The sequence below is a fragment of the Bradyrhizobium sp. USDA 4341 genome, from assembly GCF_054063755.1.
On the sequence record NZ_JBSSGO010000002.1, the window covers coordinates 6,619,801 to 6,631,863 of the forward strand.

Sequence of the window (12,063 nt, forward strand, 5' to 3'; positions counted from 1 at the left end):
TGGGCCTGTCGCGGGCCCACCGCAACCAGATCCCTCGACCAGCAGAAACAAAAAGGCCCGCCTCTCGGCGGGCCTTTTCGTATCATGCGACGCCTGCCGGATTCCGCGCAATACCGAACGCTTCGTCGCCCAGCGACTGATCACAGCGACGAGCTGTTGCACGCTGCTTCCGGCGGCGCCTCGTCGGCATTCGGGTCGGCCGCGGCCGTGGCCCAGGCGAGCTCGACGAGTGTCACGATCCGCCGGCCGGCACCGTCAAGCTGGCAGACGATCAGGCCCTGCTCCTCGATGTAGGTCAGAAGATGCCGCGCGCGGCGCAGCGAGTGCGTGCCATAGGCGCGCGCGATCGCTGCATCGCTCGGGCAAGGCCAGCCTTCCTTCGCGGCCCGGGCGATCATCATGAAGACGCCCTGCATGTCCTCGGGCAGGACGGCGGCACGCAGCGAGACATCCTGCCACGCGTCGTCCTCCGCCATCTCGGTGCCGAGCCCGGCGCGGGCGCGCGTCAGCATGCGACGAAAATCGGTCAGCTCCGGCACGACGGCACCGAGACCCTCGATGCGGCAGCGGACCACGAACTCCTGATAGAGCACGCCGATGGCGCGGAAGCCGGCGTCGGGCTCGGCGAGGATGGCGCGCAGGATGCGATCCAGCCGCTCACGCCGTTCGGCCAACTGCTCGGCGCTGAGTGGCGGTTCGGCAGCCTCGGGATCGGCCTCCGGTGCCGGCTGCTTGGCGGCCATCAGCTGGCTGAGCAGGTCGGGCGGCGGTGTCCGGCGCGGCGGCCTGGCCGCCGTTTCAGGTGGCGGCGCGGCCAGGATAATCGCGCGCGCGTCTTCGAGCGCTGCTTCAGGCAGCGGCATCAGCCGCGGCGCCGCGTTGCGAGGTTGCGTGTCGGTCGGACCGATGCGCAAGCCCAGTGGGCGGCGGGAGAGCGCGGGTCCCAGCGCCATGAATTGTCCGCGCTCCAGGTCGCGGAACGCCTCCGCCTGCCGCCGCTCCATGCCGAGCAGGTCGGCGGCGCGCGCCATGTCGATGTCGAGGAAGGTCCGGCCCATCAGGAAGTTCGATGCTTCGGCGGCGACATTCTTGGCGAGCTTGGCCAGCCGCTGGGTCGCGATGATCCCGGCAAGCCCGCGCTTGCGGCCGCGGCACATCAGGTTGGTCATCGCGCCGAGCGAGAGCTTGCGCGCCTCGTCGGAAACTTCGCCCGCGATCGCCGGCGCGAACAGCTGCGCCTCGTCCACCACCACCAGCATCGGATACCAGTGGTCGCGGGCGACCTCGAACATGCCGCCGAGGAAGGCCGCGGCGCGCCGCATCTGGTTCTCGGCGTCGAGCCCCTCGAGATTGAGCACGGTCGAGACACGATGGATGCGCACGCGCTCGCCGGCGACCTGCAGGCTGCGCTCGGTATGGTCCTCGGCATCGATGACGAGGTGGCCGAATCGCTCGGCCAGGGTGACGAAGTCACCCTCGGGATCGATGATGGTCTGCTGCACCCATGGCGCGCTCTGTTCCAGCAGCCGGCGCAGCAGATGGGATTTGCCGGAACCCGAATTGCCCTGCACCAGGAGGCGCGTGGCCAATAGCTCCTCGAGGTCGATGGCCGCCGAAGCGCCGGCCGTCGTTTGTCCCATCTCGATCGCTACGGTCATGTCCCGACTCAAATTGTCCTTGCGGCACGCGGCTTAACAAGCCGATCGCGCCCCGTCGAGCGAACCGCGGCACGATCCCCAGGCGCGACCGGCACCCTGGACAGCGACGATGCTCGCCTGGCGAGACGATGGTTGATCGAGCCACTACAACGTGTTTAATTCGCTTGCCGATCCGGTGAAGATTCTTTTCGCGTCAATTTCGGTTCAGATGCGCGATCCGGCCGGTTCGGACCCGCGCCTCGTTTCAATCAGCCCGTCGAACTCGATGCCTGAGTTCAATTATGACGCATTCATTTCCTACCGCCGGTCCGACGGGATTGCCGTTGCCGCGGTGGCTGAGACGCGCGCTTGTCGGCTTTCGTCTTCCCGCCGCGCTGCGCGACGTCTATGGCCGGAAGCTGCGCGTCTATCTCGATTCGGCCTATGAACGGGGCACCAGCGACTTCTACGAGCAGAGCATCAGGCCGGCGCTGCTGTCCTCGCGATACCTCATTGTCGTCGCGACGCCGAACGCGATGCGGCGGCCTGGAGGTGTCGAGGACTGGATCGAGCGCGAGATCCGGGATTTCGCCACCGGCCCCGGTGCGGGCAACGTCATCGTCGCCAGAGGCGCGGGCGATTTCGACGGAACGCTGCCCGGCGGCTTGAAGGAAACGTTCCCGAATATCGAGATCGTCGATTTGAGAGGCGCGGGACGATTCTGGTTCCTGAGCTTTTCGCGGGTCGTCCGCCTGAGCGCGGAAAAGCTGAAGATCGTCGCGCCCCTGTTCAACATCCCGCCCGACGAGATGCCCCGGCTCCGGCAGGAAGAGGAGAAGCGGCAGCAGACGCAGTTGGGTGCCGTCGCGGGGGCGACGCTTGGGACGCTGCTCGCGGTGGGCAGTCTCAGCGTGGTCGCCTTGATCAACCAGCACAAGGCGATCCGTGCCAACGACGACAGCATGTTCGCGGCATCCAGCATGGTTGAGGAGGCGGTCAATCTGAGCGCCGGTGATGCTTCGACTTCGCGGACACGCCGGCTCATCATTGGCCGCGGTTGCGATCTGCTCGACAAGGCGGATCAAGGGACGACGAACGATCCCCCGATCAACGGGGTTGTAACCTGCCGGCTCGAGCGCGGAGCCCGCCGCGAGGCACTGCATGAAGACAAGGAGGCGCGCAAGGAATTCAGCGACGCCATCGAACGCGCGGCGCTGAGTCATCAGAGCCGTGCGCGCGTTGATGCGGCATTGGCTCTCCTGCAGGCACGACAAGCCTATGCCGAGTACCTGATGCGGCAGAAAGATACGGATGGCGCCAGCCACGCATATGCCGATCTGCTCGAGGACGCCCGGCGGCTCGGCAAGGAGCATGATGGGCGCGCGCAAATTGTCCGGTTCGAGGCCGAGGCGCAGGGCCAGACCGGCGACCTGCACGCTGCCGCAAATCGCCACCAGGAGGCGGCCGACAGCTATTCCGCTGGGGCCGACGCGCTGAAGCGCTTGCTCGACGCCCGCAGGTCCGACGGTCGCACCGAAGATGATCAGGTCATCGCATGGCGGGTGCGCCTGTTCCGGCTGGCGGGCCAGCAATATGTCACGCTTGATCGGCCGGATCCTGCGGCCGAGCAGTTCAAGCTTGCTGTCGGTGCCGGCGCATCCGATGACGGCAAGCCCGCCGACGCATCCGTCGCGTATGAGGTGGCTATCGCCCAGGCCCACACGCTCCTGATTGAGCGCAAGCGCGGAAATGCCGCCGCTGCCGCGGATGCCAAACAGGGGGCCCTCAACAGCGTCGACGCGATCGCAGCTTCCGATGCGGGGGCTGGCCTCAAGCGGCTCGCCGCCGATCTCAAGCGCTGGATCGAACAGCAGGGGAATTGAGGGTGGACATCTCCGGCCGCGCGCGCCTTGTGACCGCAACGCTGGCATCGTTCGTCGTGAGCGCGGCTGTGCTCGGCGGTGCCGGATATTCAGCGTCGCGTATCCTGGTCGCGCCGCCGCGAGATGTGTTCCGAGCCGCGGCGTTTGACATGGAGCTGGCGCGCGGCTGGTGGTGCGAACAGGACGACAGTGAATTTGTCTGCTCGCCGCCCGGCAAGCCTCCCCACGCGGCCATCGCGATCATCGCGATGAAGGAGCGCAATTCGCAGGACAATCTGCAGGCCTACGAGGACCACCTGAAGCAGCGGCAAAGGATCGGAGACGAAGCGACCGGCAAGCTGTCCGACGTCCGCTCTGTCGGACGCACGACGATCGGTTCGCACGAATGGGTCGAGGCGCTGCATTCCGGCTCGGAACTACCCAATTTCGACACCTACTATCTCGCCACCAACACGTCAGAGCTCGGTATCCTCGTCACTCTGTCGGTGCACAAGGACTATGCCGACAAATATGTCGCCGAACTCAAGCAAATGATCACAACGCTCAAGATCTATCAAAGGTAGGACACGCTGCGCTCCGGCCACGCGGCTTGGGAGAGCCGGTCAGACCGCAACCTTGATCCGGCGATTCTGGCGGTCCTTGTTGTCGATCTTGACAATGCGCGCAGGGCGGGCCTGCCCGGTCGACGCCAGATGGGTGCCGCCGCAGGCCTGCCGGTCGAGACCGAGGATCTCGACGATCCGGACAAGGCCATCCGCCCCGACCGGCGGAGCGACGGCCTTGCTGCGAAACAATCCGGGTGTGGCTTCTGCTTCGGTATGCGCCATGAAGGCGGCACTCACCGGAAGGTCCTGCCGGATGATGTCGTTCAGCGGTGCCTCAAGCGCCCGCAGTCGTTCATTGTCGGCGCCGGGCAGACCGAAATCGACCCGGAAGCTGCCGTCGGTATTCAGTTGCGCTCCGGTCAGAAGCGCGCCGCCGAACTGCGTATAGACCAGCGCGTTGACGACGTGGGCGAGCGTGTGCAGTTCGCACATCAACGCGCGAAATGCCGGCTCGACTTCGAGCATGACCTTGCCGGAGATCAGGCTGTCGCCAGGGACCATGTGCCAGAGGCCGCGTTCGTCACGCGCGAGGGCGGTCACCGGCAGCACGCCGCCGGACCATCTCAGAATCCCGCGGTCGGCAAGCTGTCCGCCGCCGCCCGGAAAGAACGGCGAGTGTTCGAGCAGGATGGCTCCGGGCCGCGCGTCGAGCACGTCGGCTTCGAGCTGCAGGATGTCGGGATGGTCGTGAGTAAAGGCGCGGGACATCCGGTCACTCCAAAGCGTTTTCGAGCGAAGCGGATACTGGTTCGTGTGAAGAAGACACTTTGCGCACCGGCCGACTATTCCGCCGGCTTCGCGGCCGCTAGCGCCTGCGCAGCCACGGCCGGCTTCGGCGCCTTGTCGACCTTCTTCGACCAGGAGCGGTAATAGGCGAGCACGGTCATCAGCACGATGCCGATCGCGCTGACCAGGATCTGCATCCAGAGGCTGCCGGAGACCTCGACCAGCACCACATGCGCGACCACGGCAAGGAACACGCCCGAGCAGAACACCTCGAGCGACTGCTGGCCGCATTTGATGATCGGCTGGAATATCGGCCATTCGTATCCAGCCCATTCGCGCGGCAGGAAGCGTGTGACGAAGAAGGCCAGCACCACGAAGTGCAGCACGCGATAGGGCGCGAGGTTGGTCTTGTCGTTCGGGTTGAAGGCGTCATAGAGCCAGGCCGGCATCGCCTGGCCCAGCTCCGGGAAACGGCCCGCCAGCGTCATGACCAGCGCGAACAACAGATAGGCGCCGCCGAGCCACAGGAAGGCGCGCGAGCGGATGAACGTGATCGATTCGCTGGCGCCGCCGAGCGCGAACCAGCCGCCGAACACGAACAGGAACTGCCAGCAGAACGGGTTGAAGTACCATGAGCCGCCTGGATAGGCCGGCAGATTCCAGCCGAAATGCCGTGCGGCGAGATAGAGCAGGAACGAGGCCGCCAGCGTCAGATTGAGCTTTCGCAGCATTGCCCACAGCACCAGCGGATAGACCAGCATCAGCGCGATGTAGAGCGGCAGTACGTCCATGTTGACCGGCTTGAACGCCAGGATTAGGCCCTGATAGAGCGTCTCCGCCGGGTTCTGCATGAAGCCCGCGACGTTGAATTCATTCTGCAGGTTGGGATCGTGATAGCGCTGGGAGAGATAGCCGATCTCGGCGATGTAGATCACGAACAGCAGGACATGCGCGACATAGATCTGCCAGGCCCGCTTGATCAGCCGGGTGGCGCCGATCACGGTCCCGCGCTCCAGCATCATGCGCGCATAGACAAAGGACGCGGTGTAGCCGGAGATGAAGACGAACAGATCGGCCGCGTCGCTGAAGCCGAAATTCTTCTGCGTGATCCAGTTCGCGGCGTTGTTCGGGATGTGATCGAGATAGATCGCCCAGTTGGCGAAGCCGCGCAGCAGATCGAGGCGATAGTCGCGGCCACGCGGCGGCAGAACAGCCTTGACGTCCATCGGTTCGCTCCCATCCCCAGTGCCCGCGAGTCCAACCGCGGGTCGCCCATGGCATCATACTAGAACAGGATTTCGACGGTTGTGTATTGGTTTTCCGGGAAAGGGATCGTCTCGACAACCGGCCAGACAACGCCGAATTTGGATCAAATCGTACGGGCCGCCGAAGCCAAGGCCGCGCGCCGGCACAGCTAGCGCTGAACGAACCCGTTGTGCAGCGTGGTGAACAGCGTCTTGCCCTTCTTCACCAGATCGTATTTGCGGCCATAGAGCAGCCAGACCGCGGTCAAGTGGCACATGCCGCCCATCATCAGCGACATCGCGGTGTAGGGATCGAGATTGCGGCGATAGGTGCCGGCGCGAATCGCCTGCTTGATCAGCTGCACGTAGCGCAGCGCATATTTGTCGACCGCCTTCTTGACCCGCGGCTCGGCGGCAAGGACGCTCGGCCATATCTCCAGGAAGAACACGCGGCCCCAGCTCGGGTTGTCCTTGATGTACTGGAAGTTGGTCAGGAAGATGATGCGAAGCTGCTCGACGGGGTCGCCGCCCTTCACCAGCAGCGGCTCGGTTTTCTGATACAGCGCTTCGAAATTGCCCTCGGGCACATCCAGCACCAGCGCGCGCTTGTCCTCGAAATAGTCATAGATGCTGGAGAGCGGTACTTTCGCCACGGTAGCGATCTCGGTGAGCGAGGTGCCGTCGATGCCCCGCTGGCCGAACAGCTTGGTCGCTGCCGAGAGGATCTGTTCGCGCCGATCGCGGCTGCGTTGTTGCTTGAGCTTGAGCGTCGTCCCCGAAGCCACTTCCTTCTCCCATCCCGCAAAAACAGTAAGACAGCGGAAGTGGATCACCAAGAACTATTGCAACATAAAGTGGAAGAGGCCGTTGTCAGATTGACGCGTTCCGCCGTTGATGGTTGCGGAACGCGTTGCGGGCGATGATCTGCCGCATGATCTCGGATGTGCCATCCAGAATGCGGACCACCCGCGTTTCCCGCCAGATGCGCTCGATCGGCAGATCCCTGGAATAACCGGCACCACCGAACAGCTGCATGGTCATGTCGGCCACCCGCTGCACCATGTCGGCGCCGGTATATTTGGACAGTGCCGCCGCGGCGGTGCGGGCGGCGGCGTCGCCCTGGTCGTAACGCCAGGCCGCCTCATAAGCGACCAGGCGCGCGGCATGCAGCGCGCTCGCCATGTCGGCGATCTGCCATTCGATGCCTTGGTGGTCGCGCAGCTTGCGGCCGAACGTCTCGCGCTCCGAGACATGATCGAGCGCGTAGTCCAGCAGCTGGCTCGCTGCGCCGACGCAATAAGCGCCCCAATGCGTGCGCCCGGCATCCAGGCACCGCATCGCGATGGCAAATCCGTCGCCCTCTTGGCCGAGCAGGTTCTCGCGCGGAACGCGGCAGTCCTCGAAGATCACCTCGGCATGCGCCGAGCCGCGGCCGGCGGCCATCTCGACCAGACGGCCGATGGAAAGGCCCGGCGTCTTCACGTCCACGACAAACGCCGCAATGCCCTTCGCGCCCGCCGACGGGTCGAGCGTGGCGAACACCGTGAAGATGCCGGCGACCGGCGCGTTGGTGATGTAGGTCTTGCGGCCGTCGAGCACGTAATGATCGCCGTCCCGCCGCGCCCTGGTCTGGATGCGGGCGGCATCCGATCCGGCGTTCGGCTCGGTCAGCGCGAAGGCGCCGATCATACGGCCGCTGGCGAGCTCGGGCAGATACCGGTCGCGAACCCGAGGCTGCGCAAAGAACTCGATCGCCTTTGATCCGATATGAACATTCACCCCGCTCAGATAGTAGAAGGCGGTGTGCGCCTTTGCGATCTCTTCGATCGCGAGGCAGCTGCCCAGCATCGAGAGGCCGAGCCCGCCGAATTGTTTCGGCGTGTTGGTGCCGAACAATCCCATTCGGCGCAGGCCGGCCATGGCGCTCTCCGGCACCTCGCCGGTTACCTCGATCGCGGCATCGTGGGGCTTGAGCTCGCTGCGCACGAATTCGCGCACCCGGCCTTGCAGAACGCGGAGATCGTCGGGAAGATCGAAATGCATGGCGGGCCCATATTTCGAATAATCTTCGAAAAATGTGCGCCACCATTCCGGCGGTGTCAACATTTTGCAGGAGCGCCGGCGAACAAGGCGGTGTTAGCAGGGTACTGGGTGAGAGCGGCCGGGAAGGTCGGAATTCTGTTCCCGATGCTTTCCGCCGCAAGTTTGTCCATTTCTTGCGCGATAAAACCACGAGTTGTGAGTAGGCAATCTGTCGCTGGGGGAAGAAATGACGCTGCACTCGCTTCGATCGGCTCGTTCCGTACGCATCATCATCGGCCTTGCCGCAGCCCTCGTGATCGGGCTTGCGTCGCCGGCTATTGCACAACGATCGCCTGCCGGCGATGCGCTGGCCCGCGTGCTTGTGCTCGGCACCGGCGGCACCATCGCGGGCCAGGCCAATGCACGCGCCGGCAATGCCTATGATTCGGGCAAGGTCAGCGCGGCGAACCTGATCGCCGCCATTCCAGGGATCGACAAACTCGCCCAGATCTCGGCCGAGCAGATCTCGTCGATCGGCTCGCAGGACATGAATGACAAGGTCTGGTTCGACCTCGTCAAGCGCATCCGCGCGGCGATCGACAACAAGGAAGTCGACGGCGTCGTCATCACGCATGGCACGGACACGATGGAGGAGACGGCCTTCTTCCTGCAAAACGTGCTGGACACCGAGATGCCGGTCGTGTTGGTCGGATCGATGCGGCCATCGACCGCGATCGGGGCCGATGGCCCGGCCAATCTCTACGAGGCGATGCGGGTCGCATCGGCGCCGGAATCCCGCGGCCGCGGCGTGCTCGTGGTGCTCAACGACACCATTCATGCGGCACGCTGGGTGCAGAAGACCAATACCACCAGCGTCGAGACGTTCCGTTCGCCCGACGCCGGTCCGGTCGGTTACGTCGACACGGGCTCGCTGCGCTTCCTGCAACCGGCCGCACCGGTCAAAACTGCCAAGCTGAAGCTGCCGGACGCGCCGCCCTTGCCGCGGGTCGACATCATCTATTCGCACGCCAACATGGATGCCGCGGAGGTCGAGGATGCGGTCAAGCGCGGCGCCAAGGGCATCGTGCTGGCCGGCGTCGGTGACGGCAATTCATCAAAGGGCGCGATCGATGCGCTGGCGGCCGCGGCGAAGCAGGGTGTAGTCGTGGTGCGTTCCACTCGGGTTGGCTCGGGCTATGTCAATCGCAACGTCGAAGTCGAGGACGACAAGCTCGGCTTCGCGGTCTCGCTCGATCTCAATCCGCAGAAGGCGCGTGTGCTGCTTGAGCTCTTGATCGCGAATGGCGTGACTGATTCCGCGGCGGTTCAACAGGCGTTCGGGCGGTAGACCGTCAGTTTTGACGCACCGCCCGCGGGTCTCGCCGCCGCCGGTTCCGCCGACGCTTGCGCTGCTCGCCGCGCCGCGAGCAGCAGGTCGCGCGCTTCCGCGATGCGCGATATCACGGTGGTGACGGGAACGCCGGCGACCTCGGCGATCTCCTTGTAGGAGAGATCGATCATTTCGCGCAGTGCGATGACCTCGCCGAGCGGCGCGGGCAGGTCGTCGACGAGTTGCCGAATCGTCGGCGGGGCGCGCCGGCCGGACGTTTCCTTGTTGCCGGCATCGTCCGTCGGCGAGCCGCGACGGCCTAGCATCTCGCCAAGCTTTTCCTGGCAGACGGTTTTGAGGATCGCGAGCAGCCAAGGCCTGATGGCGGTGCCGCGAAAGCCGTCGAACTGGCGCAGTGCGCGCAGGTAGCAGTCCTGCACCGCCTGTTCGGCGTCCGCCTCGGTTCGCATCAGCACCTGGGCGAACGCATAGGCATCGTCGAGCCACGGCAGGGCGGCGTCACGAAACTGCTGCGCCGTTTTATTCCCGGCTTTCGCACCTTGCATCATAGGGTTGCATCTCGTGAATAGCTTTACCGTCAATCGGCGGAGTGGTATCAGGCTCCCCGCCGGAGTCGTGGACCGTCGCGCCAAGCGTAGGGACAGGAACGACATGCGCACGCCGGGAAGAACGCGATCGTTCGTCGCCTCGTTTCGATCGATCGCGCTTTCGGAGCACGGATCATGTCCGAGACACAGGTGCCCAACCGGTTCTCGATCTTCCATCACGGGCTGGCGAAAGGGCCGGCCTATGAGGCGTGGCGCGAGGGCATCTGCCGCGGCTTCTGTCGGCTCGACGTCGGACCGACCGACAACAACCGCATCGATTGCCATAACGAGTTCACGCTGCTGCATACGGTCGCGATCGCGACGCCACGCGGCGGCTCGGCCCGCTTCGCCCGCACCCGCGCGCTTCTGGATGACGGCTGCGACGATCTCGTCCTGATCTTCGCGACGCGCGGCGCGGTGCAAGTCACACAGGGCAGCACGACGATCGAGCTCAAGCGCGGCCAGATGTGCCTCACCGAGATGAACATCGTCGGTACCGCCGATCTCACCCAGTCCGGCAGCTTTACGACAACGCGGTTTCCGCGGCGCCTTTTGCTCCAGGTCACCCCCATGGTGGAGACGCGACTGGCGCGCCCGCTCGGGCGCGAGCCGGCCTTGAGCGCGATGATCGAACGCTATTCGGCGCTCTGCACCGAACTTGCCGGTGATCTGGATGTGCCGGGCCAGCAGGCGGCGGCGCACCATCTTGCCGATCTGGTTGGCCTCGTGCTCGGCAACAGTGCCGAGCAGAAGGAGCTCGCCGCAAGGGACGGCGTGGCGAAGGGGCGGCTCGATCTGATGAAGGCCGATGTCCTGAAGAATCTCGACAATGGCAGGCTCACGATCGAGGCCATAGCAAGGGCGAATGCGCTGAGCACGCGCCAGGCGCAACGCCTGTTCGCGGCTGAAGGGACCACATTCTCGGAATATGTCCTGGAGCAGCGCCTGCTGCTGGCGCGCCGGCTGCTGCTGCACGCGCAGGGCGCCGACCGCAAGGTCAGCGACATCGCCTATACGGTCGGCTTCAACGATCTGTCCTATTTCCATCGCGCGTTCCGCCGCAAGTTCGGCGCAGCGCCAGCGGAGATGCAGATGGAACTGGGGCGCCAGCATTGAACGCGTTGCGCTGCTGACGTAGATCAGGGGATCAGCTCCACCCCAACGCGTGTGGTCTCAATGCCTCTCTGGACATGCGAACAATGCGGCGCGCAATTTCCCGAAACCGCGGCGCCGCCACCGTCCTGCCCGATCTGCGAGGACGAGCGGCAATATGTGAACTGGAACGGGCAGGCGTGGTTGACGCGCGAAGAGCTTGCGCAACGGCATCGGCTGGTCTGGCGGGACGATCTCGGGCTGGTTGGATTGGCGCTCGAGCCGTTCTTTGCGATCGGGCAGCGTGCGCTCTTGGTGCCCGACCGCGGCGGCTGCGTGATGTGGGACTGCGTGCCGCTCGCCACGCCCGAGGCGATCGCGCATGTCAGGTCGCTCGGCGGGCTGAAGGCGATCGCGATCTCGCACCCGCATTATTATGGCGCGGTCGTCGACTGGAGCGCGGCCTTTGACGACGCACCGGTCTATCTGCACGGCGACGACGCGCAATGGGTGACGCGGCCCTATCGGTCGATCGTGCCGTGGCAAGGCGACAGCCATCGCATCTCCGACGACATTCTCCTGGTGCGCGGCGGCGGCCATTTCGCCGGCGCCACCATGCTGCATTGGCGCAAGGGGGCGGACGGCCGCGGTGCGCTCTTGACCGGCGATATCGCGATGGTCGCGATGGACCGGCGTTCGGTCAGCTTCATGTATTCCTACCCGAACTACATTCCGCTCAACGCATCCGCGGTCCGCCGCATCGCGCGCACGGTCGAGCCGCTGGCGTATGATCGGATCTACGGCGCCTGGTGGGGCAAGAACATCGCAACCGGCGCCAAGGCGGCGTTCGACCGTTCGGTCGAGCGCTATATCGCGGCGATCTCGGACTGACGGGTTCCGGCCGCTCGTCTTGCCA

12 protein-coding genes are annotated in these 12,063 nt (G+C 65.0%); 5 read left to right on the top strand and 7 right to left on the bottom strand.

From position 1 onward, the window contains the following. Positions 1 to 140: 140 nt before the first annotated feature. A complete protein-coding gene (locus ACVIGB_RS37260; protein ID WP_456718928.1) occupies positions 141 to 1,658 on the bottom strand; it encodes a helicase HerA domain-containing protein in 1,518 nt (505 codons plus the stop codon). 445 nt (positions 1,659 to 2,103) lie between these two features. Continuing rightward, on the bottom strand, positions 2,104 to 2,256 hold the full coding sequence (locus tag ACVIGB_RS37265; RefSeq protein ID WP_456718927.1) for a hypothetical protein: 153 nt from the start codon (positions 2,254 to 2,256) through the stop codon (positions 2,104 to 2,106). Between the two features lie 46 nt (positions 2,257 to 2,302). Here ACVIGB_RS37265 and ACVIGB_RS37270 point away from each other — a divergent pair, with 46 nt between their 5' ends. Together ACVIGB_RS37270 and ACVIGB_RS37275 are read left to right on the top strand one after the other, a co-directional pair. Next, on the top strand, positions 2,303 to 3,520 hold the full coding sequence (locus ACVIGB_RS37270; RefSeq protein WP_456718926.1) for a hypothetical protein: 1,218 nt from the start codon (positions 2,303 to 2,305) through the stop codon (positions 3,518 to 3,520). 2 nt (positions 3,521 to 3,522) lie between these two features. Beyond that, positions 3,523 to 4,083 carry a hypothetical protein gene (locus ACVIGB_RS37275; RefSeq protein WP_456718925.1) on the top strand — a complete coding sequence of 187 codons (561 nt, stop codon included), beginning with the start codon at positions 3,523 to 3,525 and terminating at the stop codon, positions 4,081 to 4,083. A gap of 39 nt (positions 4,084 to 4,122) precedes the next feature. Here ACVIGB_RS37275 and ACVIGB_RS37280 read toward each other — a convergent pair whose 3' ends face one another. From ACVIGB_RS37280 to ACVIGB_RS37295, 4 genes are all read right to left on the bottom strand, one after another. Next, the gene (locus ACVIGB_RS37280; RefSeq protein ID WP_456718924.1) at positions 4,123 to 4,833 is read right to left on the bottom strand and encodes an alanyl-tRNA editing protein; all 711 of its coding nucleotides are present in this window, start codon (positions 4,831 to 4,833) and stop codon (positions 4,123 to 4,125) included. Positions 4,834 to 4,907: 74 nt separating this feature from the next. Then, a complete protein-coding gene (locus ACVIGB_RS37285) occupies positions 4,908 to 6,077 on the bottom strand; it encodes an OpgC domain-containing protein (RefSeq protein WP_456718923.1) in 1,170 nt (389 codons plus the stop codon). A gap of 188 nt (positions 6,078 to 6,265) precedes the next feature. Then, entirely contained in the window at positions 6,266 to 6,880 is a 615-nt protein-coding gene (locus ACVIGB_RS37290; protein ID WP_092123429.1) for a TetR/AcrR family transcriptional regulator, read from the bottom strand. An 85-nt stretch (positions 6,881 to 6,965) separates the two neighbouring features. Continuing rightward, complete coding sequence (locus ACVIGB_RS37295) at positions 6,966 to 8,138, bottom strand: acyl-CoA dehydrogenase family protein (RefSeq protein ID WP_092126657.1); 1,173 nt, start codon at positions 8,136 to 8,138, stop codon at positions 6,966 to 6,968. A gap of 226 nt (positions 8,139 to 8,364) precedes the next feature. On the opposite strand from ACVIGB_RS37295, the gene ACVIGB_RS37300 reads away from it, so the two are divergent. Then, positions 8,365 to 9,465 (top strand): asparaginase, encoded by a 1,101-nt coding sequence (locus ACVIGB_RS37300; RefSeq protein ID WP_092123431.1) that lies wholly within the window; start codon positions 8,365 to 8,367, stop codon positions 9,463 to 9,465. On the opposite strand, the gene ACVIGB_RS37305 is transcribed toward ACVIGB_RS37300, so the two are convergent. After that, complete coding sequence (locus tag ACVIGB_RS37305) at positions 9,444 to 10,121, bottom strand: sigma factor-like helix-turn-helix DNA-binding protein (RefSeq protein WP_456718922.1); 678 nt, start codon at positions 10,119 to 10,121, stop codon at positions 9,444 to 9,446. The genes ACVIGB_RS37300 and ACVIGB_RS37305 overlap by 22 nt on opposite strands. Before the next feature lie 69 nt (positions 10,122 to 10,190). Between ACVIGB_RS37305 and ACVIGB_RS37310 the strand changes: the two genes are divergently transcribed. Together ACVIGB_RS37310 and ACVIGB_RS37315 are read left to right on the top strand one after the other, a co-directional pair. Beyond that, positions 10,191 to 11,171, top strand: a complete 981-nt coding sequence (locus ACVIGB_RS37310; protein WP_456718921.1) for an AraC family transcriptional regulator — start codon at positions 10,191 to 10,193, stop codon at positions 11,169 to 11,171. Positions 11,172 to 11,231: 60 nt separating this feature from the next. Further along, positions 11,232 to 12,038: an MBL fold metallo-hydrolase gene (locus ACVIGB_RS37315; RefSeq protein ID WP_456718920.1), complete on the top strand. Its 807-nt coding sequence runs from the start codon at positions 11,232 to 11,234 to the stop codon at positions 12,036 to 12,038. Positions 12,039 to 12,063 lie beyond the last annotated feature (25 nt).